At 62.0% G+C, this 23,911-nt stretch carries 20 protein-coding genes; 10 read left to right on the top strand and 10 right to left on the bottom strand.

All coding sequences use genetic code 11. The features are described from left to right. Positions 1–46: 46 nt before the first annotated feature. The gene (locus HB680_RS08965; RefSeq protein WP_213938140.1) at positions 47–1,789 is read right to left on the bottom strand and encodes an amidohydrolase; all 1,743 of its coding nucleotides are present in this window, start codon (positions 1,787–1,789) and stop codon (positions 47–49) included. A 103-nt stretch (positions 1,790–1,892) separates the two neighbouring features. Between HB680_RS08965 and HB680_RS08960 the strand changes: the two genes are divergently transcribed. From HB680_RS08960 to HB680_RS08930, 7 genes are all read left to right on the top strand, one after another. Then, positions 1,893–2,828, top strand: a complete 936-nt coding sequence (locus tag HB680_RS08960) for a LysR family transcriptional regulator (protein WP_213938139.1) — start codon at positions 1,893–1,895, stop codon at positions 2,826–2,828. A 260-nt stretch (positions 2,829–3,088) separates the two neighbouring features. Further along, positions 3,089–3,706 (top strand): transcriptional repressor LexA, encoded by a 618-nt coding sequence (gene lexA / locus HB680_RS08955; RefSeq protein WP_213938138.1) that lies wholly within the window; start codon positions 3,089–3,091, stop codon positions 3,704–3,706. Beyond that, a complete protein-coding gene (gene imuA / locus HB680_RS08950) occupies positions 3,706–4,323 on the top strand; it encodes a translesion DNA synthesis-associated protein ImuA (protein WP_213938137.1) in 618 nt (205 codons plus the stop codon). The genes lexA and imuA overlap by 1 nt, the downstream gene beginning before the upstream one ends. Positions 4,324–4,330: 7 nt before the next feature. Then, positions 4,331–5,746, top strand: coding sequence for a DNA polymerase Y family protein (locus HB680_RS08945; protein WP_213938136.1), 1,416 nt, complete (start codon positions 4,331–4,333; stop codon positions 5,744–5,746). Continuing rightward, on the top strand, positions 5,722–8,820 hold the full coding sequence (locus tag HB680_RS08940) for an error-prone DNA polymerase (protein WP_213938135.1): 3,099 nt from the start codon (positions 5,722–5,724) through the stop codon (positions 8,818–8,820). The genes HB680_RS08945 and HB680_RS08940 overlap by 25 nt, the downstream gene beginning before the upstream one ends. Before the next feature lie 197 nt (positions 8,821–9,017). After that, a complete protein-coding gene (locus HB680_RS08935; protein WP_213938134.1) occupies positions 9,018–11,129 on the top strand; it encodes a PAS domain-containing hybrid sensor histidine kinase/response regulator in 2,112 nt (703 codons plus the stop codon). A gap of 126 nt (positions 11,130–11,255) precedes the next feature. Further along, positions 11,256–13,886 (top strand): excinuclease ABC subunit UvrA, encoded by a 2,631-nt coding sequence (locus tag HB680_RS08930; RefSeq protein ID WP_213938133.1) that lies wholly within the window; start codon positions 11,256–11,258, stop codon positions 13,884–13,886. A gap of 231 nt (positions 13,887–14,117) precedes the next feature. Here HB680_RS08930 and HB680_RS08925 read toward each other — a convergent pair whose 3' ends face one another. From HB680_RS08925 to HB680_RS08900, 6 genes are read right to left on the bottom strand one after another with little or no spacing between them, the layout of a single operon-like run. Then, complete coding sequence (locus HB680_RS08925) at positions 14,118–16,061, bottom strand: response regulator (RefSeq protein WP_213938132.1); 1,944 nt, start codon at positions 16,059–16,061, stop codon at positions 14,118–14,120. Continuing rightward, on the bottom strand, positions 16,051–16,926 hold the full coding sequence (locus tag HB680_RS08920; protein WP_213938131.1) for an ATP-binding protein: 876 nt from the start codon (positions 16,924–16,926) through the stop codon (positions 16,051–16,053). Before HB680_RS08920 ends, HB680_RS08925 begins: the two co-directional genes overlap by 11 nt. Then, on the bottom strand, positions 16,919–17,923 hold the full coding sequence (locus HB680_RS08915) for an ATP-binding protein (protein WP_213938246.1): 1,005 nt from the start codon (positions 17,921–17,923) through the stop codon (positions 16,919–16,921). Before HB680_RS08915 ends, HB680_RS08920 begins: the two co-directional genes overlap by 8 nt. Then, positions 17,920–18,324 carry an anti-sigma regulatory factor gene (locus HB680_RS08910; RefSeq protein WP_213938130.1) on the bottom strand — a complete coding sequence of 135 codons (405 nt, stop codon included), beginning with the start codon at positions 18,322–18,324 and terminating at the stop codon, positions 17,920–17,922. The genes HB680_RS08915 and HB680_RS08910 overlap by 4 nt, the downstream gene beginning before the upstream one ends. Then, positions 18,321–18,683, bottom strand: coding sequence for an STAS domain-containing protein (locus HB680_RS08905; protein WP_213938129.1), 363 nt, complete (start codon positions 18,681–18,683; stop codon positions 18,321–18,323). The genes HB680_RS08910 and HB680_RS08905 overlap by 4 nt, the downstream gene beginning before the upstream one ends. Positions 18,684–18,687: 4 nt before the next feature. Further along, the gene (locus tag HB680_RS08900) at positions 18,688–19,539 is read right to left on the bottom strand and encodes an STAS domain-containing protein (protein ID WP_213938128.1); all 852 of its coding nucleotides are present in this window, start codon (positions 19,537–19,539) and stop codon (positions 18,688–18,690) included. Positions 19,540–19,891: 352 nt separating this feature from the next. Here HB680_RS08900 and HB680_RS08895 point away from each other — a divergent pair, with 352 nt between their 5' ends. Beyond that, positions 19,892–20,140 (top strand): hypothetical protein, encoded by a 249-nt coding sequence (locus HB680_RS08895; protein ID WP_213938127.1) that lies wholly within the window; start codon positions 19,892–19,894, stop codon positions 20,138–20,140. Between the two features lie 122 nt (positions 20,141–20,262). Here HB680_RS08895 and HB680_RS08890 read toward each other — a convergent pair whose 3' ends face one another. After that, the gene (locus HB680_RS08890) at positions 20,263–20,784 is read right to left on the bottom strand and encodes a DUF4142 domain-containing protein (RefSeq protein ID WP_213938126.1); all 522 of its coding nucleotides are present in this window, start codon (positions 20,782–20,784) and stop codon (positions 20,263–20,265) included. A 217-nt stretch (positions 20,785–21,001) separates the two neighbouring features. On the opposite strand from HB680_RS08890, the gene HB680_RS08885 reads away from it, so the two are divergent. Both HB680_RS08885 and HB680_RS08880 read left to right on the top strand, forming a co-directional pair. Beyond that, positions 21,002–21,244: a DUF465 domain-containing protein gene (locus tag HB680_RS08885; protein ID WP_213938125.1), complete on the top strand. Its 243-nt coding sequence runs from the start codon at positions 21,002–21,004 to the stop codon at positions 21,242–21,244. Between the two features lie 102 nt (positions 21,245–21,346). After that, positions 21,347–21,538: a hypothetical protein gene (locus HB680_RS08880; RefSeq protein WP_213938124.1), complete on the top strand. Its 192-nt coding sequence runs from the start codon at positions 21,347–21,349 to the stop codon at positions 21,536–21,538. A 91-nt stretch (positions 21,539–21,629) separates the two neighbouring features. Here the strand turns inward: HB680_RS08880 and HB680_RS08875 are convergent, their stop codons facing one another. Both HB680_RS08875 and HB680_RS08870 read right to left on the bottom strand, forming a co-directional pair. Then, on the bottom strand, positions 21,630–22,709 hold the full coding sequence (locus HB680_RS08875; RefSeq protein WP_346657366.1) for an SMP-30/gluconolactonase/LRE family protein: 1,080 nt from the start codon (positions 22,707–22,709) through the stop codon (positions 21,630–21,632). Further along, positions 22,706–23,851, bottom strand: a complete 1,146-nt coding sequence (locus tag HB680_RS08870; protein WP_213938123.1) for an SRPBCC family protein — start codon at positions 23,849–23,851, stop codon at positions 22,706–22,708. Before HB680_RS08870 ends, HB680_RS08875 begins: the two co-directional genes overlap by 4 nt. Positions 23,852–23,911: the final 60 nt, after the last annotated feature.

Below are 23,911 nucleotides of genomic sequence, written 5' to 3'. Positions count from 1 at the left end.
GCGCCGCACCCCGACGACGGGCGCGGGGCGGGCAGCAAAGGGTTTTTTATAGGGTAGGGGCGTAGACCTGACGACCGGCAAACCAGGTTTGCAGCACTTGGGTGTCGTGCAGCGCTTTGTTATCGACCTTGAACACATCGCGATCCAGCACGATGAAATCCGCCTGCTTGCCGGGGCTCAGCGAACCGATCTGCTGCTCCAGCCCGATGGTGCGCGCGGCATTCAGGGTGTAGGCGTAGAACATCGTTTCCCGGTCCAGACGTTCATCGGCATTCAGCACGCCCAACGGGCCGACGCGGGTGATGGCCTGGGCCATGGCGTTGAATGGATTGGGCGAAGACACCGGCCAGTCACTGGCGCCAGCAATGGTCGCGCCCTGTTTCAGCAGCGAGTGCGCCGGGTATTGATATCGGAAGGCCAGGGCGCTGACGTAGGGCTTGATCATATCCGTGGTGTAATCGTCGGCGCTGGCCCACAGCAGTTGCATGGAGGCGATCACGTTCAGCGGTTTGAATCGCGCAAATTCCTTCGGGTTGACCATTTGCAGGTGCGTGATCGAATGGGTCACGCCGCTCTGGCGATCCTTGCGCGCCTGCTCGATGCCGTTCAGGGATTCACGCACCGCGCGGTCGCCGATGGCGTGGATATGCACCAGCCAGCCGCGTTTGTCGATGGCGCTGACCAGTTCGCCGAAATGCTTGGGATCGATCAGCAACTCGCCCGGTTTGTGCGAGTTGGTGTATGGATCGATCATCGCCGCGCTCTGGGCCGGAAACTCGATCACGCCATCGGCGAAGATCTTGATCCCGGGCAAGGTCAGGTTCGGGATGCCCTGGAACTGCTGGCGGACCTTGTCCAGGGTATCGAGATCGGCCGGTACACTTTTCGGATTGGCCACCAGCAGTGCGGCGACGTGTACCGTCATGTCGCCACTCTCGGACAACGCTTTATAGGCCGGCAACACACCGACGGTTTTTTCCGTGGGCTTGAGGGCGAAGACCGGCTCGCCGGGTGCGGCATTGGCGGCCGGGTCCATCCACGCGGTGATGCCGAGGCTGTTGTTGTAGCGCACGGCGGATTGCGCGGCTTTGAGCATGTCGGCGGCGCTCGGCACCGGCATTTTCGAGGCGACCCGGTCCCAACCCGCGTCCACCAGAAAACCGTTGGGTGTGCCATCGGCGCGTTTGCCGATCGTGTCTTTCTCTGCATCCGGCAAGCTTTTCAGCAGCGCGGTATCAATGCCCGCGCGTTCCAGCATCACGTTGTTGGCCCACGCGGTGTGGTGGTCGCTGCCGGTGAACACCACGGGCACCTTGGCCCATTCGCCGCTGTTGAATGTTTTACCCAAGGCTTCGGCTTGTGCCCAATACGCCGAGCTCATGCCGGCCACGCTCAACACATCGCCATGTTTGGCCTTGCCGTCGTCACGCCAGCCGCGCAGGCGTTTTTCCAGTTCGTCGAGGCTGACCACCTCGTCTTCCATATTGGCCGAGACCATTTCCAGGCCACCGAAAATCGCATGGGAATGGCTGTCGATCAGGCCGGGCATCAGGGTTTTGCCGCCGAGGTCGACGACACGGGTGCCGGACTCGATCAAGGCTTTGATCTGCGCATCCGTGCCGACTTTCAGCACCTTGCCGTTTTCTACCGCCAGGGCCTGCACCTTCGGTTGGGCGCGGTCGGCGGTGAAAATCTTGCCATTGAGCAGCACCAGATCGGTGGCGGCCATGGCTTCCATCGAGGCAAAACTAACAGCGGCTATCAACAGATTCGGGATGAATCTTTTCATTGAATGTTTCCTTGTTATTGCGTCTGATGGCCAGATTAGTGGCTGCCTGCACTCAGCAGAACGCCTGCCTCACGAAAAACGTTTTTGCCGGAATGGAAAAAGCATGGACAAGTTGGGTGCATTGAAAATGTTCGTGGTCACCGCGCAACTGGGCAGTTTCAGTCGCGCCGCCGAGCAACTGGGCAAGACCCCGTCGGCGCTGACCAAAGCGGTCAATCACCTCGAAGCCGAACTCGGCGCACGATTATTCGAGCGCAGCACCCGACGGATTTTGCTGACGGAAGTCGGGCGGCTGTATCTGGAAACCGCACGTCAGGTGTTGCAGCGACTTGAGGAGGCCGGCGAGGAAGTCGAGCAGATGCAACATGGCCTGCGCGGCAGCCTGAAAATCACTGCGCCGCTGGCGTATGGGCAGGCGTTTCTTGATCAGGTGTGCGGTGGTTTCCTGGAGCAATACCCGCAGATCAACCTGCAAGTGGATTTGTGCGACGAGTTCGTCAATCTGCTGGAAAGCGGCTACGATCTGGCCCTGCGCGAGGGGCATGACGACTTGCCGGGGCTGATTGCCCGGGTCGTCGGCAGCAATCGCCTGGCGTTGTGCGGCAGTCCGGCCTATCTGGCGCGCAAGGGCTTGCCGGTGACGCCGCAAACCCTCGATCAGCACGAATGGCTGTTGTATCGCCATCCGTTGCTCAGCCGCGAATTCTGGTGGGCCGAGCGCGATGGCCAGCGCCTGAGCCTGCCGCAACCCCGGTCGCCACGGCTGCGCAGCGACAATTACGATTTGCTGCTGGCCAATGCCCTGGCCGGACGCGGTTTGCTGCACACGCCATTGTGGAGCGCCGCGCCGTACATCGCCGACGGACGGCTGGTGCGGCTGATGGCCGACTACGACATCGACCCGGACAGCTTCGGTGCGCACATTCTGGCGGTGTACCCGAGCCATCGGCGGGCCACGGCCAAGGTCGTGGCGTTTATCGATTACATCGCAGAGTTTCTGGCGGCCCGTGGATTGGGTGATGGCTGCGCTCGTCACTGACTTGGTTTCTCCGTACGTGACTGCGATCTTTTGGTCTGGCCTGGATTCCCTGTACGTGACTGCGATCTTTTTGGCCTGACTTGGATTCCCTGTAGGGGCTGACGAGTGAAACGAGGCTGCGATCTTTTGATTTTGATTTTTTAAGATCAAAAGATCGCAGCCTCGTTTCACTCGTCAGCTCCTACACAGCTCCTACGCGGTGCCTACACAGCGTTTACCGGATTGACGGTTGTTGCCAGAAAAACGCCAAAAGAGTACAAATGTACTCCATGACGACTCTCACTCCCCGCCGTACCGCCATCCTGACTTTTATCCGTGATCGAATCGCGGAGCACGGTCAGTCCCCGAGCCTCGCTGAAATCAGCGAGGCGTTTGGTTTCGCCTCCCGCAGCGTGGCGCGCAAGCATGTGCTGGCGCTGACCGAAGCCGGTTTTATCGAGGTCAACCCGCATCAGGCCCGGGGCATTCGCTTGCTCGGGCAACCGGCGCGGCTCGAGTTGCTGGATATTCCAGTACTCGGCCGGGTGGCGGCGGGCGCGCCGATTGGTGCGGATGCCGAGGTGCACAGCCGTTTGCTGTTCGACCCGTCGATCTTCTCCCGGGTGCCGGACTACCTGCTGCGGGTCCAGGGCGATTCGATGATCGAGGACGGTATTCTCGACGGCGACCTGGTGGGCGTGCACCGCAACCCCGAGGCACTCAACGGCCAGATCGTGGTGGCGCGGCTCGACGGCGAAGTCACCATCAAGCGTTTCGAACGGGTCGGCGATACCGTGCGGCTGCTGCCGCGTAACCCGGCCTATAAGCCGATCATTGTCGAAGCCGATCAGGACCTGGCCATCGAAGGGGTGTTTTGCGGTCTGGTGAGGCAAGGGTGATGGGCGCCGTCGTTGCGTTGGATACGCTGTTCAATGGCGGCCAGGTCTGGAAGGGCCGGCCTGCGCCCCCGGCCGTCAGCCCGCAACCCACCGGGCATGCCGCGCTGGATGCGGCGTTGCCCACCGGGGGCTGGCCGGAAGCGGCGCTGAGCGAAATCCTCCTGGCCGGGCAGGGCGTCGGCGAATTGCAACTGGTGTGGCCGGCCCTGGCGCGGCTGTCGGCGGCGGGCGAGCGTATCGTGCTGATCGCGCCGCCGTACGTGCCGTATCCCCAGGCCTGGCAGAACGCCGGGGTCGATCTGCGCCAGTTGTCGATCATCCAGGCCAGCGAACGCGATGCGTTGTGGGCGGCGGAACAATGCCTGCGTTCGGGCAGTTGCGGCGCGGTGCTGTGTTGGCCGCACAAGGCCGATGACCGCGCATTGCGACGCTTGCAGGTGGCGGCGGAAACCGGCTCGACCCTGGCGTTTGCCTATCGCTCGCTGGCCGAGACGGTCAATCCTTCGCCGGCCGCCCTGCGCATAGCCATCGACGCCCGGCCTGCGCAGTTGCGGGTCTTGAAGTGCCGGGGCGGATTGGCGCGTACGGCGCCGATTGCCTTTGCCATGGGACATTGAGGTTGCCATGCGCTGGGTGTGCATTCTGTTCCCGCAATTGGCGCTGGACGCGGTACTGCGTCAGCGCCCCGACCCCGATGAGCCGTTGGCGCTGCTGACCGGCCCGGCCCAGCGCCGGGTGTTACAAGCGGTCAACGGTTCGGCGCGAGCGCTTGGCTTGCGCCCCGGCCAATCCATGACCGCAGCCCAGGCCTTGACCAAAGGCTTTGCCACCGCCGAGTACGATTCCGCCGAAATCGAACACTGGCAACAGTTTCTCGCAGCCTGGGCCTATGGCTTCAGCTCCCAGGTCAGCGTGCATTACCCGCGCGCGGTGGTGTTTGAAATCGAATCGAGCCTGGGCCTGTTCGGCGCCTGGCCGCAGTTCGAAGCGAGGTTGCGCCGCGAACTCACCGGGCTGGGCTTTCGCCATCGGATCGTTGCCGCGCCCAACCCGGTGGCGGCGCGGGTGCTGGCCAATGTGTATGACGGTCTGGTGGTGCCGGATGATCAGGCTTTGCACTATCACCTGGGGCAGTTGCCCATCGACCGGATCGCCCTCGAACCTTCGGTGTCCACGGCGCTGACGCGCATGGGCCTGCGCACCTTGAGCCAGGTGCAGGCGCTGCCCCGGCATACCCTGGCCCGGCGTTTTGAAGCCCAGGTGCTCAAGCATCTGGACGCCTTGCTCGGTTTACGTCATCTGGCCCTGGCGTTCTACCTGCCACCGGATCGCTTCGATGTGCGTATCGAGCTCAACTTCGACGTGCAATCCCATCAGGCACTGCTGTTTCCATTGCGCCGGTTGACCGGTGACCTGTCGGCGTTCCTCTGCGGCCGGGACAGCGGTGTGCAGCGTTTCGACCTGCATCTGGAGCACGCCGGGTTGCCGGACAGCGTGATCAAGGTCGGGCTGCTCAGCGCCGAGCGCGATCCGGCGATGCTCTTCGAACTGGCCCGGGGCCGGTTGGAACAGGTGCAGGTCGAGGCCCCGGTGCGCGGTTTTCGCTTGCGCGCCGAAGACCTGCCGAGCTTCGTGCCCCAGCGCCAGGAACTGTTCGACGACCGCCCGCAGCAGTCCTTACCCTGGGAGCAGTTGCGCGAACGCTTGCGCGCCCGGCTGGGGGACGAGGCGGTGCAGGGTTTGCGTTTCCAGGCCGATCATCGCCCTGAGTGCGCCTGGCAGACCAGTGTCGACAGCCAGTTCTGCGGCGGATTGCCGGGCGTGCAACGGCCGGGCTGGCTGCTGACCGAACCGCTGGCGGTGCACGAAGCTTCCACGCGGATTCTCATGGGGCCGGAACGCATCGAGTCCGGTTGGTGGGACGGCGCCGATGTGCGCCGGGATTACTACCTGATCCAGACCCGTTCCGGCCAACAGGGCTGGGCCTATCGGGCGGTGGGTGAGGACGGCCCCTTGTGGCTGCAGGGTTGGTTCGCATGAACGTCGAATATGCCGAGCTGCATTGCCTGTCGAATTTCAGTTTCCAGCGTGGGGCTTCCAGCGCGCTGGAGTTGTTTCAACGGGCGAAACACCAGGGTTATCAGGCCCTGGCGATCACCGATGAATGCACCCTGGCCGGCATTGTTCGGGCCTGGCAGGCGGCCAAGTCGGTCGAGCTGCCGCTGATCATTGGCAGCGAGATCCGTATCGAGGACGGGCCGAAACTGGTGCTGTTGGTGGAAGACCTCGAGGGTTATCAGGCGCTGTGCCGGTTGATTACCCGCGCGCGCCGCCGTGTGCAAAAGGGCCAGTATCAAGTGCTGCGGGAGGACTTCAACGAACCCTTGCCGGGGTTGCTGGCGTTGTGGGTGCCGGACGCGGTCGATGATGTTGAGAACGGCCTCTGGCTCAAGCAGACGTTTGCCGAACGCCTGTGGCTGACGGTCCAGTTGCATTGTGGGCAGGACGATAGCCGACGATTAAACGCATTGCTGGCGCTGGCCAGGGAACTGCGAATCCCGGCAGTGGCCAGCGGCGATGTGCACATGCACGCCCGTGGCCGACGGGCGTTGCAGGACACCATGACCGCGATCCGTTATCACGTGCCGGTGGCCGCGGCCGGCTTGCGTTTGCATCCCAATGGCGAGCGGCACCTGCGCTGCCTCGACGTTGTAGGCGAAACCTATCCGCGAGCCTTGCTCGACGAAACGCTGGTCATCGCCCGGCGTTGCACCTTCGATCTCGGTCAGTTGCGTTATCAATATCCTCGGGAGCTGGTGCCGGAAGGGCATACCGCCACGTCCTGGCTGCGTCATTTGACCGAAGAGGGCATCCAGTGGCGCTGGCCAAAAGCGCCGAAACCCGCAGTGCTGACGCAGATCGACACAGAGTTGAAGCTGATCGCCGAGCTGGGCTACGAAAGCTATTTCCTGACGGTCCACGACATTGTGCGTTTCGCCCGCGAGCAAAAAATTCTTTGTCAGGGCCGGGGTTCGGCGGCCAACTCAGCGGTGTGTTTTGCCTTGGGTATCACGGAAATCGACCCGGATCGCACGACGTTGCTGTTCGAACGTTTCCTCTCCAAGGAACGCAACGAGCCGCCGGACATTGACGTGGATTTCGAACACGAGCGCCGTGAAGAAGTCTTGCAGTACGTGTTCCAGCGTTATGGCCGCACCCGCGCCGCGCTGACGGCGGTAGTCAGCACGTACCATGCGGCCGGCGCGGTGCGTGATGTGGCCAAGGCCTTGGGCCTGCCGCCGGATCAGGTCAATGCCCTGGCCGATTGCTGTGGCCACTGGAGCGACAAGACTCCGCCGGTCGAGCGCCTGCTGGAAGGCGGGTTCGACCCCGAGAGTCCGGTGTTGCACCGGGTCTTGAGCCTGACCGGGCAATTGATCGGTTTTCCTCGGCATCTGTCCCAGCACCCCGGCGGCTTTGTGATTTCCGAGCAGCCGCTGGACAATCTGGTGCCGGTGGAAAACGCGGCGATGGCCGAGCGCACCATTATTCAGTGGGACAAGGATGACCTCGACGCGGTCGGGCTGCTCAAGGTCGATATCCTCGCGCTGGGCATGCTCAGCGCGATTCGCCGCTGTTTCGATCTGCTGCGCCGTCACCGAGGCCGTGACCTGAGCCTGGCGACGATCCCGTCCGAAGACGCGGCCACCTACGACATGATTTGCCAGGCGGATACCATCGGCGTGTTCCAGATCGAATCCCGGGCACAAATGTCGATGCTGCCCCGGCTCAAGCCCCGCAAGTTCTATGATCTGGTGATTGAGGTGGCCATCGTTCGCCCCGGCCCTATTCAGGGCGGCATGGTGCACCCCTATCTACGGCGCCGAAACAAGGAAGAGCTCGAAAGCTATCCCTCCGAAGAGTTGAGGGAGGTGTTGCAACGCACGCTCGGTGTGCCGCTGTTCCAGGAACAAGTGATGCAGATTGCCATTGTCGCCGCCAGTTACAGCCCTGGCGAAGCTGATCAGTTGCGCCGTTCCATGGCCGCGTGGAAACGCCATGGCGGACTTGAGCCGCATAGGGATCGTCTCGCGGCCGGCATGAAAAAAAAGGGCTACACGGAGGAATTCGCCGCACAGATCTTCGAACAGATCAAGGGCTTCGGCAGCTACGGCTTCCCGGAATCCCACGCCGCCAGTTTCGCTTTGCTGACCTACGCCAGTTGCTGGCTCAAATGCCACGAACCGGCCGCGTTCGCCTGTGCGCTGATCAACAGCTGGCCCATGGGTTTCTACAGCCCGGACCAGATTCTGCAGGACGCGCGTCGGCATCATTTGCAGATTCGCCCGGTGGATGTGCGCGCCAGTGACTGGGATTGCAGCCTGGAGCCGATCAACGGGGCGCAACCGGCGATTCGCATGGGCTTGCGGATGATCAAGGGCTTTCGCGAGGACGATGCCCGGCGTATCGAAGCCGCACGTTCGAGGGGCGTATTTGCCGACATCGCCGACCTCGGCGAACGGGCGCAGCTTGACGCCCGCGCCCAGGAGCAACTGGCCGATGCCGGGGCCTTGCGCGGGTTGGCCGGCGATCGCCATCGGGCGCGCTGGGAAGTGGCGGGGGTACAGAAGCAGCTCGGGTTGTTCGCCGGGTTGCCGCGTCAGGAAGAACCTGAGGTGTGTTTGCCCAAACCCTCCGTGGGCGAAGACCTGCAGGCCGATTACGCGACCGTCGGCACCACCCTCGGCCCGCATCCGTTGGCGCTGTTGCGTGCCGAATTGAAAGCCCGGCGTTGCCGCAGTTCGAAGGAGTTGCTCGACGTCGAGCACGGCCGGCCCGTCAGCGTCGCCGGTCTGGTGACCGGCCGCCAACGACCCGGCACCGCCAGCGGTGTAACCTTCGTCACCCTCGAGGACGAGTTCGGCAACCTCAACGTCGTGGTCTGGCGCGACCTGGCCGAACGGCAGCGCCAGGTCCTGGTCGGCTCGCAACTGCTCAAGGTCGACGGACGCTGGGAAAGGGAAGGCGAGGTGCGGCATTTGATTGCCGGGCGTTTGAGTGATTTGAGCTTTTTGCTGGATGGCATTAGCGTGCGTAGCCGGGATTTCCGTTGAGCCTCGCCACCCTTGTGGGAGCGGGCTTGCTCGCGAAGGGGCCATTACATTCAACATCACTGTTGGCTGACACATCGCCTTCGCGAGCAAGCCCGCTCCCACAGAGGAAAGCCAGAATCAGCTATACCTCTATGAAACCATTGGCATCCGCAGTGCTCGAAACAAACGGGCGCCATTACAGGACACAGAGTCAGTCAATGCAGTTTCTATCAGATAGCCACGGATGTGCCGGCTGGACTGGCGAAATGGCCGGACGTATTCGCGCGTTCGACTGGAGCCTGACCGAGCTTGGCCACATCGACGACTGGCCCCGCAGCCTGTGCAGTACGGTGCAGTTGATGCTCGCTTCGCCGCTGCCGATGGTGATGCTCTGGGGACGGGCGGGCTACATGATTTACAACGACGCCTACTCGGTCTTCGCCGGCGGCCGCCATCCCTATCTGCTGGGTTCTCCGGTGGAACTGGGCTGGCCGGAAGTCGCCGACTTCAACCGCCATGTGGTCGATACCTGCCTGGCCGGTGGCACGTTGTCCTTTCACAATAAAGAGCTGGTGCTGCTACGCGATGGCATCCCGGAAGACGTCTGGCTGGATCTTTATTACAGCCCGGTCGCCGATGATGACGGGCGCCCGGCCGGGGTCATGGCGATGGTGGTCGAAACCACCGACCATGTGATTTCCGAACGCCGCCGCCAGGAAGCCGAGAACGCCTACCGCGCCGACAACGAACGGGTACGCCTGGCGCTCAATGCCGGGGCGTTGCTCGGCTCGTTCGTCTGGGACATCGAGGCCAATGTGCTGTCCGGGGACGAACGTTTCGCCCGCACCTTTTCCTACCCCGCGAGCCACGACTTGGCCGATCTGCCCACTGATATCGCCGAATCGCGGATTCACCCCGACGACTTCGACTGGGTTCAGGAACAAGTCAATCAATCGGTGAAAACCGGCGCGCCCTATAACGCCGAGTACCGCGTCTTGCGCCCCGACGGCACCTATCTATGGGTGCTGGCCAGCGGCTGCTGCGAGTTCAATGAACAGGGCAAACCGTTACGCTTCCCCGGCGTGTTGATCGACATCCACGAACGCAAAATCGCCGAAGAATCCTTGCTCAAATTCACCCGCAACCTGGAACAACGGGTAGCCGATGAAGTCGATGCGCGGCTGGCGGCGGAGGAACAATTGCGCCAGGCACAGAAGCTCGAAGCCATCGGCGGCCTCACTGGCGGTGTGGCCCATGACTTCAACAACCTGCTGCAAGTGATCGCCGGCAACCTGCATTTGCTGGCCCGGCATGAACCGGACAACGCCAACGTGCAGCGCCGGGTGAGTGCCTCGATTGCTGCCGTGGAGCGCGGGGCCAAGCTGTCGTCGCAACTGCTCGCGTTTGCCCGACGCCAGCCACTGTCGCCAGACGTTTGCGAACCCCGGCAGATCTTCGACGGCCTCGGGGAGTTGCTGCAACGGGCGCTGGGAGAAACCATTCAGATCAACGTGGCCGTGGCCGACGATGCCTGGCGTATTCACGTGGATCGCAATCAACTGGAAAACGCCATCCTCAACCTGGCGATCAATGCCCGCGACGCCATGAAGGGCGAGGGCACCATTGGCCTGAGCGCCGAGAACATCGTCCTGGACCAGCGGTTTTGCGCTGGCAAAGACATCGTCGCTGGCGATTACCTTCGTGTCACGGTGACCGACGCCGGCGCCGGTATGGCGCCCGAGGTGCTGGCCCAGGCGTTCGAACCATTTTTCACCACCAAGGCCGACGGCCACGGCACGGGGCTTGGCTTGAGCATGGTGTTCGGGTTCGTCAAGCAGAGTGGCGGGCATATCGAGATGTCCAGCGTGGTCGGCGAGGGCACGCGGGTGCAGCTGTATTTTCCGCGCAGTCTGCGACCGTTGCCCAATGAAACACCGTTGCCGGGCCCCCAGCAACGGGGCGGGAATGAAACCATTCTGGTGGTCGAGGATAACGAAGCGGTGCGCGCCTCGGCGGTGGAATTGTTGCGTGAAGAGGGCTATCAGGTGCTGACCGCCGCCAACGGCGACACGGCCATGCAGATGTTGCTGGAGGGCGTGGCCGTGGACATGATCTTCACCGATGTGGTCATGCCCGGCCTGATTAAAAGCTCGGACCTCGCGGCCTGGGCCAAGGTGCAGAATCCGCCGGTGGCGGTGCTGTTTACCTCCGGCCACACCCGAGACATTATTTCGCGCAATCACCAGTTGAGCCCGGATACGCATTTGCTCAGCAAACCGTACGGGCCTGAGGCGCTGACCCGGATGGTGCGCATGGTTCTCAATGGCTGACACAATAGCTCTTGTAGGAGCAAGGCTTGCCCGCGATAGCGATCTCAAAGACGCCATCGCGGGCAAGCCTTGTTCCTACAGGTAGTGTGTCCATTCCAAATATGCATCTTGAATTAAGGCTGGCCCATGACTTCAAACCGCACCTCCAACCCTCCCTCCGGCATGGTCAGGGTGCGCGGCGCCCGGGAACACAACCTCAAGAACGTCGATGTGGACATCCCCCGGGATGCCCTGGTGGTGTTCACCGGCGTGTCCGGTTCGGGCAAGTCTTCGTTAGCGTTTTCGACGCTCTACGCCGAAGCGCAACGACGCTATTTCGAATCCGTGGCGCCGTATGCCCGACGCCTGATCGATCAGGTCGGGGTGCCGGATGTCGACTCCATAGAAGGCCTGCCGCCGGCGGTGGCCCTGCAACAGCAACGGGGCACGCCGAGCACGCGCTCTTCAGTGGGCAGCGTAACGACGCTGTCGAGCCTGATCCGCATGCTCTATTCCCGGGCCGGCAGTTATCCGCCGGGGCAAGTGATGCTGTACGCCGAGGACTTTTCACCGAACACACCGCAAGGGGCCTGCGCGGAATGCCATGGCCTGGGGCGTGTCTATGAAGTGACCGAAGCACTGATGGTCCCAGACCCGAACCTGACCATCCGCCAACGGGCCGTCGCTTCGTGGCCGCTGGCCTGGCAGGGGCAGAATCTGCGGGACATCCTGGTGACCATGGGCATCGACGTCGACATTCCCTGGCGCAAACTGCCGAAAAAACAACGCGACTGGATTCTCTTCACCGAAGAAACCCCCACCGTGCCGGTGTACGCCGGGCTGACCCCGGAAGAAACCAGAGTCGCGCTCCAGCGCAAAATGGAACCGAGTTACCAAGGCACCTTCACCGGCGCCCGGCGCTACATCCTGCATACCTTCAGCCAATCCCAAAGCGCATTGATGAAGAAGCGAGTTTCGCAATTCATGCTCGGCAGCCCGTGCCCGTTGTGCGACGGCAAACGGCTCAAGCGCGAAGCGTTGTCGGTGACCTTTGCCGGTTACGACATCGGCGAGTTGTCGCAGATGCCGTTGCTGCAAGTGGCCGAAGTGCTGCGGCCCGTGGCGGCGCACAGTTACCTCGAACAACCGGATCAACCCGGCGAAGTGCTGACCCATGAGCAAACTCGCGAGGCCCGTGAACAGCGGGTTGCCCACGGCGCCAGTGGTCACACCAATGCGCCGGACGTGCGTCACACGCCGAACCTGTCCGTGGAGAAACGCCTGGCCGCGCAGCGCATCGCCCAGGACTTGCTGGAGCGGGTCAGCACCCTGACCGATCTCGGCCTCGGTTACCTGGCCCTGGAGCGCAGCACGCCAACCCTGTCGTCCGGCGAGTTGCAGCGTCTGCGTTTGGCGACGCAATTGGGCTCGCAATTGTTCGGCGTGATCTACGTGCTGGATGAACCGTCCGCTGGCCTGCACCCGGCGGATGGCGAAGCGTTGTTCGAAGCGCTGCAACGCCTGAAAGCGGCGGGCAACACCTTGTTTGTGGTCGAGCACGATCTGGAAACCATGCGCCGCGCGGACTGGCTGATCGACGTCGGTCCGGCGGCGGGCGAGCACGGCGGGCACATTCTTTACAGCGGTCATCCTTCAGGGCTGGAGCACATCAGCGATTCCCAGACCCGCGCCTACCTGTTCGCCGAGCAGGTCACCGCCACCCGCGCGGTTCGCAAGGCGAAGGACTGGCTGAAGCTGGAAGGCATCACCCGCAATAACCTGAACAACCTCAGCGCCGAGTTTCCCTTGGGCTGTTTTACGGCGGTGACTGGCGTGTCAGGTTCCGGCAAGTCGAGCCTGGTCAGCCAGGCGTTGCTGGAATTGGTGGGCGCGCATTTGGGTCGACCAACCACGGCCGCCGAGCCTGAAGAATTGAGCCTGGAAGACGACGCGCCGCAAGTCAGCGGCGGTCAGGTCACGGCGGGGCTGGAGTCGATCAAGCGTCTGGTGCAAGTCGATCAGAAACCCATCGGCCGCACGCCGCGCTCGAACCTCGCGACCTACACCGGGCTGTTCGACAACGTGCGCAAACTGTTCGCCGCCACCCCCGAAGCGCAGGCTGAGGGCTACGATGCGGGGCAGTTTTCCTTCAACGTCGCCAAGGGTCGCTGCCCGACCTGCGAAGGCGAAGGCTTTGTCAGCGTCGAGTTGCTGTTTATGCCGAGCGTCTATGCGCCATGTCCGACCTGCCACGGCGCGCGCTACAACCCGCAAACCCTGGCCATCACCTGGCAGGGCCTGAGCATCGCCCAGGTGTTGCAGTTGACGGTGGACGATGCGGTCTCGGTGTTTGCCGAGCAACCGGGGATTCGCCGTTCCCTGGAAGTGCTGCGGGATATCGGACTGGGTTACTTGCGACTGGGCCAACCGGCGACCGAATTGTCTGGCGGCGAAGCCCAGCGGATCAAGCTGGCCACCGAACTGCAACGCAACCAGCGCGGCGCAACCCTGTATGTGCTCGACGAACCGACCACCGGGTTGCATCCGCGGGATGTGGATCGGTTGCTGGAGCAGTTGAATAACCTGGTGACGGCGGGGCACACGGTGATTGTGGTCGAGCATGAAATGCGTGTGGTCGCGCAGAGTGACTGGGTGATCGACATCGGGCCGGGGGCAGGGGATCAGGGCGGCAGGATCGTGGTGGCGGGTACACCGCAGCAAGTCGCCAAAAACAAGAAGAGCCGGACGGCGCCGTTTTTGGCCAGGGTGTTGGTTTGAGATAGCGGTGTCAGGGCGGGCCTCTTCGCGAGCAAGCCCGCTCCCACATGGGGTCCCAGGTTGTACACAAAAAGTGTGTTCACAGCCAATCCCCTGTGGGAGCGGGCTTGCTCGCGAAGGGGCCATCAGCCTCAACATCAATGTCTTCAGATAGACCGCCATCGCGAGCAAGCTCGCTCCCACAGGGGTGCATTCCAAATGTGGGAGCGAGCTTGCTCGCGATTCGGTCTGTCAGGCGCCGTCGAGGCTGCGCCGGACCTTATCCAGCAATTCACTGATCTGAAACGGCTTGACCAGCATGTCCATGCCTTCGCCCAGGAACGCTTGGCGATTCAGCGCATTTTCCGCGTAGCCAGTCATGAACAGGATCGGCAAGCCTTCGCGCCAGCCCCGGGCCACGTCCGCCAATTCCCGCCCGCTCATGCGCGGCAGGCCGACGTCGGTGAGCATCAGGTTGATCGACGGATCGTTCTGCAACCGTTCCAGCGCCGTTTCGATGTCTTCCACCTGGGTGCAGCGATAACCGGCGTCCACCAACACTTCGGCGACGAACATGCGCACCGAAGGCATGTCTTCGACAATCAGCACATGCTCGCCCGAGCCCTGGGAATCCACCGCCTCTTCTACCATTTCGGCCGCCATCGCCTCGGCGCTGGCCGGGAGCATGATGGTCACTTCAGTGCCGCGCCGGGCCACGCTGCGGATGTGCGCGTCACCGCCGGACTGACGGGCGAAGCCGTAGATGGTCGACAGCCCCAGCCCGGTGCCTTGGCCCAGCGGTTTGGTGGTGAAGAACGGGTCGAATACCTTGTCGATCACGCTGTGGTCGATGCCGGTGCCGTCATCGCGCACCGCCAGGGCGATATAGGCGCCATCCGCCATATTGGGATCGCCGTGGGAATAGGCGGCATAGGTGCTGACCCAGATATTGCCGCCTTGGGGCAACGCATCCCGGGCGTTGATCACCAGGTTGAGCACCGCGCTTTCCAACTGGATCGGATCGACCAAAGCGATGGCCGGCTTAGAGGTCAGTTCCAGTTTCAAGGCAATGCGTTCGCCGATGGTGCGTACCAGCAATTCTTCAAGCGAACGGATGTTCTCGTTGATGTCCACCGGCCGGGTATCCAGCGGCTGCTGACGGGCAAACGCCAGCAGGCGATGGGTCAGGGACGCGGCGCTCATGGCCGAGCTCAACGCGGCTTCGGCGTAGAACTGAACCTTGTCGGTGCGCCCGTCGGATACCCGCTTCTGGATCAGCTCCAGGCTGGTGATGATGCCCGTCAGCAAATTATTGAAGTCATGGGCAATGCCCCCGGTGAGCTTTCCCAGCGCGTCCATTTTCTGCACCTGCAGCAACTGCGCTTCGGTGCGCACCCGTTCGGCGACTTCCTTGGCCAGTTGCGTGGTGGCGTCGTCGAGCCGGGCCAGGTGCGAGCGTTCGCGGTGGCGATGCTCGGTGACATCTTCGACGAACACCAGGCTCAATTCCGGGGTTCGATAGGGCGAGATCTGCCACTCGGTTTCCCGCACCTGGCCTTCGACGCGCATGCTCAGCGTGCCTTTCCAGCGCTCGCCGTAGGCCAGGCGCAAGCGCAGCTCATCAATCACCGCGCCTTGATCGTCGGCAAAACATTCGCGCAGGCTGTCCGGGTCGAGGTTGTCCTGAATCAATTGGGCGAAGGCGTGATTGCATTCATGGACTTTCAACGTCTCATCCATCACCGCGATGGGCGCCGAGACGTTGGTGAAAATCTCGCGGAACCGCGCCTCGCTCTCGCGCAAGGCATTTTCGGTGTCGCGCACCCGCAGCAGCGTGCGCAGGGTCGCCAGCAGCACGTCCGGGTCCACGGGGTGGATCAGGTAAGCGTCGGCGCCGGCATCGAGGCCGGTGATGATGTCGCCGGTCTGGATTGAAGCCGCTGACACATGAATCACCGGCAGCAGGGCGGTGGCCGCGTCGGCGCGCAGTTTACGCACGATGTCGAAGCCGCTCATGTCCGGCAGGTTGACGTCGAGGATCAGTGCATCGATCCGTTCGCTGTCGATCAGCGCCAGGCCGTCGCTGCCGGTGCCGGCTTCGAGGATATCGTAGCCGTGGCGTTCCAGGCGCCGGCGCAGGGCGTAGCGGGTGGCGACGTTGTCATCGACGATCAACAAACGGATGTCACGTTTCATCGGCGGGCTCCACGGCAATGGCCAGCGGGATGATCACGAAAAAGGTTGAACCGGCGCCCGGCGTGCTTTGCACCCCGACTTCACCCCCCAGCAGCTCGGCGAAGCGTTTGCACAGGGACAGACCGAGCCCGGTGCCGCGCAGGCGTTTCTGCAGCGGCGAATCGACTTGGGAGAAGTCCTCGAACAATGCGCCATGTAGCTCCGGGGCGATACCTATTCCGGTGTCGCTGACGGCGAAGCGCACGTGATCGCGGTTTTCCAGACGTGCCGAGACCCGCACTTCACCGCGGGTGGTGAACTTCAGCGAGTTGGAAATGAAGTTGCGCAGGATCTGCGCGAGTTTCTTGTCGTCGGTGAACAGCCGTGGAATACCGACCGGCTCTTCGAAGATCAGGTCCACGGCGCTGCCATCGACAATCGGCCGGAACATGCCGCGCAGGGCGGCGAACAGGTCGAACATGTCGAACCAGGCCGGGGAGATGGTGATGCGTCCGGCCTCGATTTTCGCCAGGTCGAGCAGGTCGTCGACCATATCGCTCAATTCCCGCGCGGCACCGCTGACAAACGCCACTTGCTTGTGCTGCTCGGGGCTCAGAGGGCCGTCGAGTTCATCGCTCAGCAGCCCGGTAATGCTCAGGATCGAGCCCAGCGGCGTGCGGAACTCATGACTCATGTACGACAGGAAACGGCTTTTCAGGTCCGAGGCCTGGCGCAGTTGCTCGGCTTGTTCATCGAGTTCGGCGTACAGCGCCAGCACGCCCTGGTTGGTTTCATCGAGTTCGTCGCGCAGGGCGCTGGCTTCGTTCTGCAATTGCGCGATCAGCATCGACTGTTCGTCGGGCGTCAGGTTGGGTGACTCAGCCATGGGCGGCCTCCAGAGCAACGACCAATACCGTTACATCGTCCCGCCCGCGACAGAAATCGCGGTGCAGCACGGCGGCAATCACGGCGGGATGACGGTGCACCAGGCCGGGGTAATCTTGCAGGTTCCAACGGGACTGCAGGCCGTCGCTGTACATGATCAACAGGTGTCCATTCACTTGAGCATAGTCAAAGGGTTGCGCCTTCCGGTATTGGCCGCCGACGATGCCGGGGTGGGAGGCCAGGCCACGGGATTTGTCCGGGCCGATCAGGCTGGCGCCAATGTTGCCGATACCGGTGAACTTCAAGGCATCGCCGTTGAATTGCGCGAAGGCCACGGCGCCGCCCCGGGTGCCGGTCATGGCTTGATGCATGTCTTCGAGCAGCAGCGTCGGCGAGGCAAACGGCGCCAGAGCAAAGGTTTTCTCACCGGCGCGGGCGGCGCGTTCGGCTTCTTCACCGTGGCCGAGGCCGTCGATCACCAGGGCGCTGATGCAGTTGCCGTCAAACGCCAGATGCCAGACATCCCCGCACGCCGGGTCGTCGTGCAATGAATGCTGGCTGACGCCGATGCGTCGATCCGGCGCTTTGTCGCTACGCGGGTATAACCGGGTCAGCAGCACGGCGCCACGGTGATCGGCATACACATCGAACACTTCAGTCTGGCGCGACACCGCGCCGAGCCCGATGCCCTGGGTGCCGCCGGTAGAAAAGCCATCGGTCAGGCACGCTTGCAAGTCGAAGCCTGCGGCGCGGTCCACCGCGAGGATTTCGATCCCGAAGCCTGACGGGCGAGGCAAGGTCCGCAGGTGCAGTTCACCCCGGATCGCATGCTTGAGCACGTTGCTCGCCAGTTCGGTGACCACCAGGGCGACACGCCCGGCATCGGTGGCGTCGAAGCCGTGTTTCTCCGCCAGTTGTTGCGCGGTGCGCCGGGCGTGCCCGATCTGGCTGCTGTCCTCGATCGGCAGGACCAGCGTCAGCGTGCCGCCAATGTTCATGTCCATCGGGTGATCGTTATGCGAGTGCCTTTGCCAGGCTCGGTTTCCAGCTCGAACTCTTCCACCAGGCGCTTGGCCCCGGTCAGGCCCAGACCCAGGCCGCTGCCGGAAGTCCAGCCATCGGTCATCGCCAATTTGATATCGGGGATGCCCGGCCCTTCGTCACGGAACACCAGGCGCAACCCGGTGCGAGCGTTCTCATCGAGGATCTGCCAATCCATGTCGCCGCCACCGCCGTAGACCATGGTGTTGCGCGCCAGCTCGCTGACGGCGGTCACCAGTTTGGTCAGGTCGATCAGGCGCATGCCACATTCCTGCGCGAGTTTGCGCGCGGTCTGGCGGGCCAGCACCACGTCCTGTTCGATTTGAATCGGTTGGCTGCCGCTGCTGAGCACGGTCATTGTTCGCGTACTCGGGCCTGCAGCAGTTTCATCCCGCGCTCGACGTTCAACGCCGTGCTGACGCCGGGCAGGGTCAGGCCCAGTTCGACCAAAGTAATCGCCACGGCCGGTTGCATGCCGACCAACACGGTCTGGGCGTCCATGATTCTGGACAGGCCGGAAATGGTCCCGATCATCCGGCCGATGAACGAGTCGACCATGTCCAGCGCGGAGATATCGATCAGCACGCCTCGGGCCGAGGTTCTGCTGATGCGCTCGGACAAGTCGTCTTGCAGCGTGAGGGCGAGTTGGTCATGCATGTCGACCTGGATGGTCACCAGCAGGAAGTCGCCCATTTGCAAAATCGGAATACGCTCCATCGGCTTATACCGCCTTGCTGACGGTCAATCCCAAACGGGTCAGGGCCAGTTTCAGGGCATCGGCCAGGTTGGCCTTGGTGACCACGCCTTGCAGGTCCAGGCCCAGGTGCACGATGGTCTGGGCGATCTGCGGACGCACGCCGCTGATGATGCAATCGGCGCCCATCAGGCGAATGGCGGTCACGGTCTTGAGCAGGTGTTGCGCCACCAGGGTGTCGACGGTCGGCACACCGGTGATGTCGATAATGGCGATTTCCGAACCGGTGTCGACGATCCGTTGCAGCAGCGATTCCATCACCACTTGGGTGCGTTGCGAGTCGAGGGTGCCGATCATCGGCAGCGCCAGCACGCCATCCCAGAGCTTGACCACCGGGGTCGACAGTTCCAGCAGTTCTTCCTGCTGGCGCTTGATCACCGCTTCACGGGACTTCTGGAAGGTGCGGATGGTGTGCATGCCCAGGGCGTCGAGCAGCTCGGAGATTTCCCAGAGTTGTTCGGCGAGCAGCGCTGGATCTTCGCGATAGTGAGCTTGCAGCAAGGTAAACAGCGGGCCTTTGAGGGCGAAGATGAAACTGGCGGTCTGTTGCGAGTCCTGGCCCAGTTGGGCACGGCTCTGGGACAGTTTTTCCAGGAACTGGCGAATCTCGTCCCAGCCCGGAGCGGCGACGTTCTGGCCGTTGCCTTGGTCCAGCCCGGAAATGATCAGGTGAAGGAAGTCCGACGTCTGTTGCTTGAGGTCGAGTTCCTTGATGTTGCGCGTGGCACCACTGGCCTCGAGGCTGCTCGTCCATTCGGCGAGCAGTGGCGTCTGGTTATTTTTGATCGCTTCGAGTGTGTTGCGTTGCAGTGCCGCCATGTGCCTTGACTCCCTGAAAATGATAGTCCGATTCCGTGAAAATGGATCGGCGCAACTCAGTGACATTTGCCGTGCGAAATAGTTGTTCGCTGACGACAGGATTTTTCATCCTTGAGGGACAACTCTAGTAGGCGCTGCCGAAGGCTGCGATTTTTTGATCTTGATCCCGCAAACGCATTTGTAGGAGCAAGGCTTGCCCGCGATGGCGATCTCAAGGGCGCTATCGCGGGCAAGCCTTGCTCCTACAGGGATTGCGTTTTTTCATGGGATTGAACGTTGCATCGCAGATGGCTTCGAATCTTCAAGGCCCGACTGTTTCAGCCGCGCACATGCACTGACGAACGAGGTACCTATGAAAAATGAATCAATGAGCCAGCAGCAGGATCAGACGGTCGATCGCAATGACCCGGCGATCGACCCGCAGACGCCGGGAGAAGGTGACAGCAAAACCCCTGAACCGGACAGTGCCAACAACGCCGTCGACCAGAAAAACCGCCACACCGACAATGACAACGAGTTCAGCCCGGGCTTCAAGCCGAAGCCTGACCGGGCAACGCCTGGTGAGGAAACCGATGCGGATATCGACACTGACGGGGGCTAGGCGTCTGGCACAAAACAACTGTGGGAGCGGGCTTGCTCGCGAAAGCGGTGGATCAGTCAAAGTGGATGTCGACTGGTCCACCGCTTTCGCGAGCAAGCCCGCTCCCACATGGGTTTTGTGTGTTATTTGCTCGGGTGAGCCGCTTGCAGTTCTTTCGCCGCTTCCAGGTGCTTTTGCAGCGCCGGCAGCATTTTCTGCGCGAAGCCTTTTAGCTCCGTGGCACCCGGTTTTTTGTCGTCGGTCACCGTGTCCGCTTCTTTCTTGAACAGGGCAATGGTGTCTTCGTGGGCCTTCACCTGATTATTGGCGTAGGCCGCATCGAAGGATTCATCGCGCAGGTCGAGGATTTTCGCCTTGGCCTGCTTCACCAGCGTCGTGCTGTCCGGCACCTCGATGTCATGCTTTTTCGCCAGTGCCGCCAGCTCTTCGTTGGCCTTGGTGTGGTCGGTGATCATCATGTTGGCGAACGACTTGATGTCCGCCGATGAGCTTTTTTCCAGGGCCAGTTTGCTGGTTTCGACCTCAGCGATACCGCCTGCGGCAGCGTTATCGACAAAGTCATTGGAAGTGGCCGCGAACGCGGTGCCCAGGCTGGTGCTCAGGGCAACGGCCAGGGCGAGGTGGCGCAGGGTAAATCCGTCCATTGGTTATTCTCCACACGAGTTTTATAAGCGATCGAGGTGATCGTTATTCAATGGAGGCGGGCGCTCGACGAAAGGTTTGATCGCAAATGCAAATGGACGACGAACGGGCACCGCTGGTCTGACAGGAGGTCGACAGAACCGGGTAACCGAGGCCATTCTGATGGTTGGTGAACGCAATTGATCGCGTTTGCTGCCGATTAACAAACGGAGGTGTTCCATGCCGGTGCCACACGATCTTTACCAGGACCTGAAAGTTTCAAAGGAAGATATCCAGCAAAAACGCACCAAGGATCCATTATTGGATTCACTGATCAACAAGTATTCACAAGCGGACGCCGAGGTGGTCAAGGCTGAAACCGCCAAAACGGATGCACCCAGCGATGATGCCCTGAAAAAGCTCAAGGAACAGCGCTTGCTGGTCAAGGACAAGATCGTCAAACAACTCCAGGCGTCGTCCTGAGTCACCGACGACCGGTGACTGAAAAATTGGAACGGCGATAAAGACCGGCACCTCGAACGTACAGAGTCTGACCATCCAATGACTCGCTGAGAGGTGCCTTTAATGACACAGCCCCGATTCTCCAACGAAAAGTTCCCGAGCGAAGAGCAGGGCGGGTATGACCCGATCCCGACGCATCCTGAGCCGTTGAGTCCGCAGCACAATACTGTTGAGCCTGAAGAACCGGATGTCGACGGGGTTCCGGATGATGAGAAGGGTAAGCCTTCCGAGCGGCGTGACGAGTTGAAACCCTAAGATCAAAAGATCGCAGCCTTCGGCAGCTCCTACAGGGTATTGCGAACACCCGTAGGAGCTGCCGAAGGCTGCGATCTTTTGATTTTGATCTTCAGTGCAACGCCTTTTCCAACGGCAACCGCACCATGTGCTGCTCTTTCAACGAGCCGAAATACAGCCAGTCTCCATATTCGCGAACGGTGGTGATCGGCGAGTAATTGCCGCTGCCGGCATCCTGCAAATTGGCGATCACCTTGCCGTCCAGATCCAGGCCCAGCGCGAACGCGCGTTTCTCCACCGGTTTGGGCAGGACCATCAACGCCCGCACGATCATTTTGCGTACGAACGGGTGCTGCGCCGTGGCATCGAGCAATTGATTGCGCGGGGCATACAGCGCCACCCAAAACCGGTCGCGGCCATTGAAGGCCAGGTTGTCCGGCAGCCCCGGCAGGTTGTCGACGAAGACGTCATGGGTCCCGGCTTTCGGCCCGGTTAGCCAAAAACGGCTGATCCGATAAGCGCCGGTTTCGTTGACCAGCACAAAGGCATCGTCCGGCCCGAGGGTCACACCGTTGGCGAACTCCAGTTTGTCCAGCAGCGTGGTGGTCTTGCCGGTCTGGAAGTCATAGCGCAGCAAACGACCGTCGCCGCCGTGCTCGATGATCGCCTCGCCATCCTTGCCGTAACCCCAACGACTCGACGCATCGCTGAAGTAGGCGTAGTGCCCGGGTTTGTCGATCACCACGTCATCGGTAAAACCGAACGGCACGCCATTCGCCGCGGTGGTCAATGGAATCACCCGACCTTGGGCATCAAGGGACAGCAAACCCTTGACCCCGTCCGCAATCACTAGCAAACCGTTGGGGTGCCGGGCCAGTCCCAAAGGCCGGCCACCGGTATCGGTCAGCACTTTGCTGACCTTGCCGTCGAGGCTGCTGCGAAGCACCCGGCCATCATGCAGGCCGGTGATCAGCGTGTCGTTTTCCAGCAGCAAGGCTTCGGGCCCGTCGATGTCCGACGCACCGACGCGCTCCACGTCCTTGAGCCGCTGATTCTCGGCATACACGCCGCTGGTCAGGGATGGCGCCGGTGGCGGTGTCCAGGCCACCGGTTGCACCTTGTTCGGCATCAACAGCAAAAACGCAGCAATGACGACAATCAGCAACAGCAGAACCCTGAAAACGGCTCTCACGCGCTCACTCCTGCGGGGGCCAGGTGCCGTTGCGCCATGTCGCGCAACGCCCGCATCGACGCCGCCGATTCATGCTCGATCCGTCGTTTGAGCAACAGTTGATTGGCAATGCGCATGCCCAAACCGCTGAACCGATACTCCAGGGTGCGAACAAACCGGGTGCCGTCACCCAGTGCCTCGCATTCGTAAGTCACCACCAGCGACAACCCATGATCGCCGCGAGCCTGGGCACTCCAGCGCCGCCCTGGCAGGTACTCCTCGACCTCCCAACTCAAGTGCCCGTCACGCCCGCCCGCGCGGATGTCCTCCTCGAAGCGCGACCCGGCATGCAGCGGGCCAGCCTGGCCATCGACCTTGAGCGACGACGGATGCCACTCCGGCCAACGGGTCACGGTGCTGGCGTAGGCGAGCACGGCAATCGGGTTACCGGCAATCTCGATCTGATGTTGCATGCGGGTCATGGGCGTTCTCGTCGGGTGCGGGTTGGCGTGCTCCGGTTCCCAGTACAGGGTGCCGAACAGGTAATCCATCAGCGGAAACACGATATTGAAGTTGCGCTCCTGCATCAGTTCGCGGCGGTGGTGCAGTTCGTGCAGGCGCCGCATCTGACGAATCCACGGCAAGCGTGTAATCGGGTTGCGCGGCGGTAAGTGTTCGCAGGCGTGGAACACCTCATAGGTCAGGTAACCCAGGACCATGCAGCCACCGAACAACCCGGCGACGTTGGCGTTGACCTGTGAAAACAGCCACCACAGCGGCAGGGTGATGACCAGCGTGTGCAACACAATGAGCCAGGCCGGAAACAGAATCACCCGCCAGTCCCGGGCGCTGTCGTAGGTCATGTGGCCGGGGGTGAAAAAGCTGTGATGGTCGCCGGCATGCCGGGTATAGAACATCCGCGCGAAGCTTTTCTTGTGATGCCCGAGGTGCCGATGCACCACGTACACGCCGAAGTTGAAGAACAACAGCGTCAGCGGCACCGCCAGCCATTCCAGCGGCTGGACTTGCTGCACGGTGCGCCAGAATCCGCCGATGGCGAGGATGCCGAACAGCAGCACAAACGCGCCGTGCAGCCATGGGTTGTAGCGCCGATGAATATCGGCGCGATAACGGGTGCGAAATGCCTGGGTGGTCTGCCTCACTGCGCTCACCTGTGATTATTGTTATCACAGCAGATTAGCCGATCCCGTCGCGCAGGCCCG

The sequence above is a fragment of the Pseudomonas sp. dw_612 genome (assembly GCF_018449725.1).
GTDB lineage: Bacteria > Pseudomonadota > Gammaproteobacteria > Pseudomonadales > Pseudomonadaceae > Aquipseudomonas.
The sequence above is the reverse complement of the archived record's forward strand: the minus strand, read 5'-3'. Positions and strand labels throughout refer to the sequence as shown.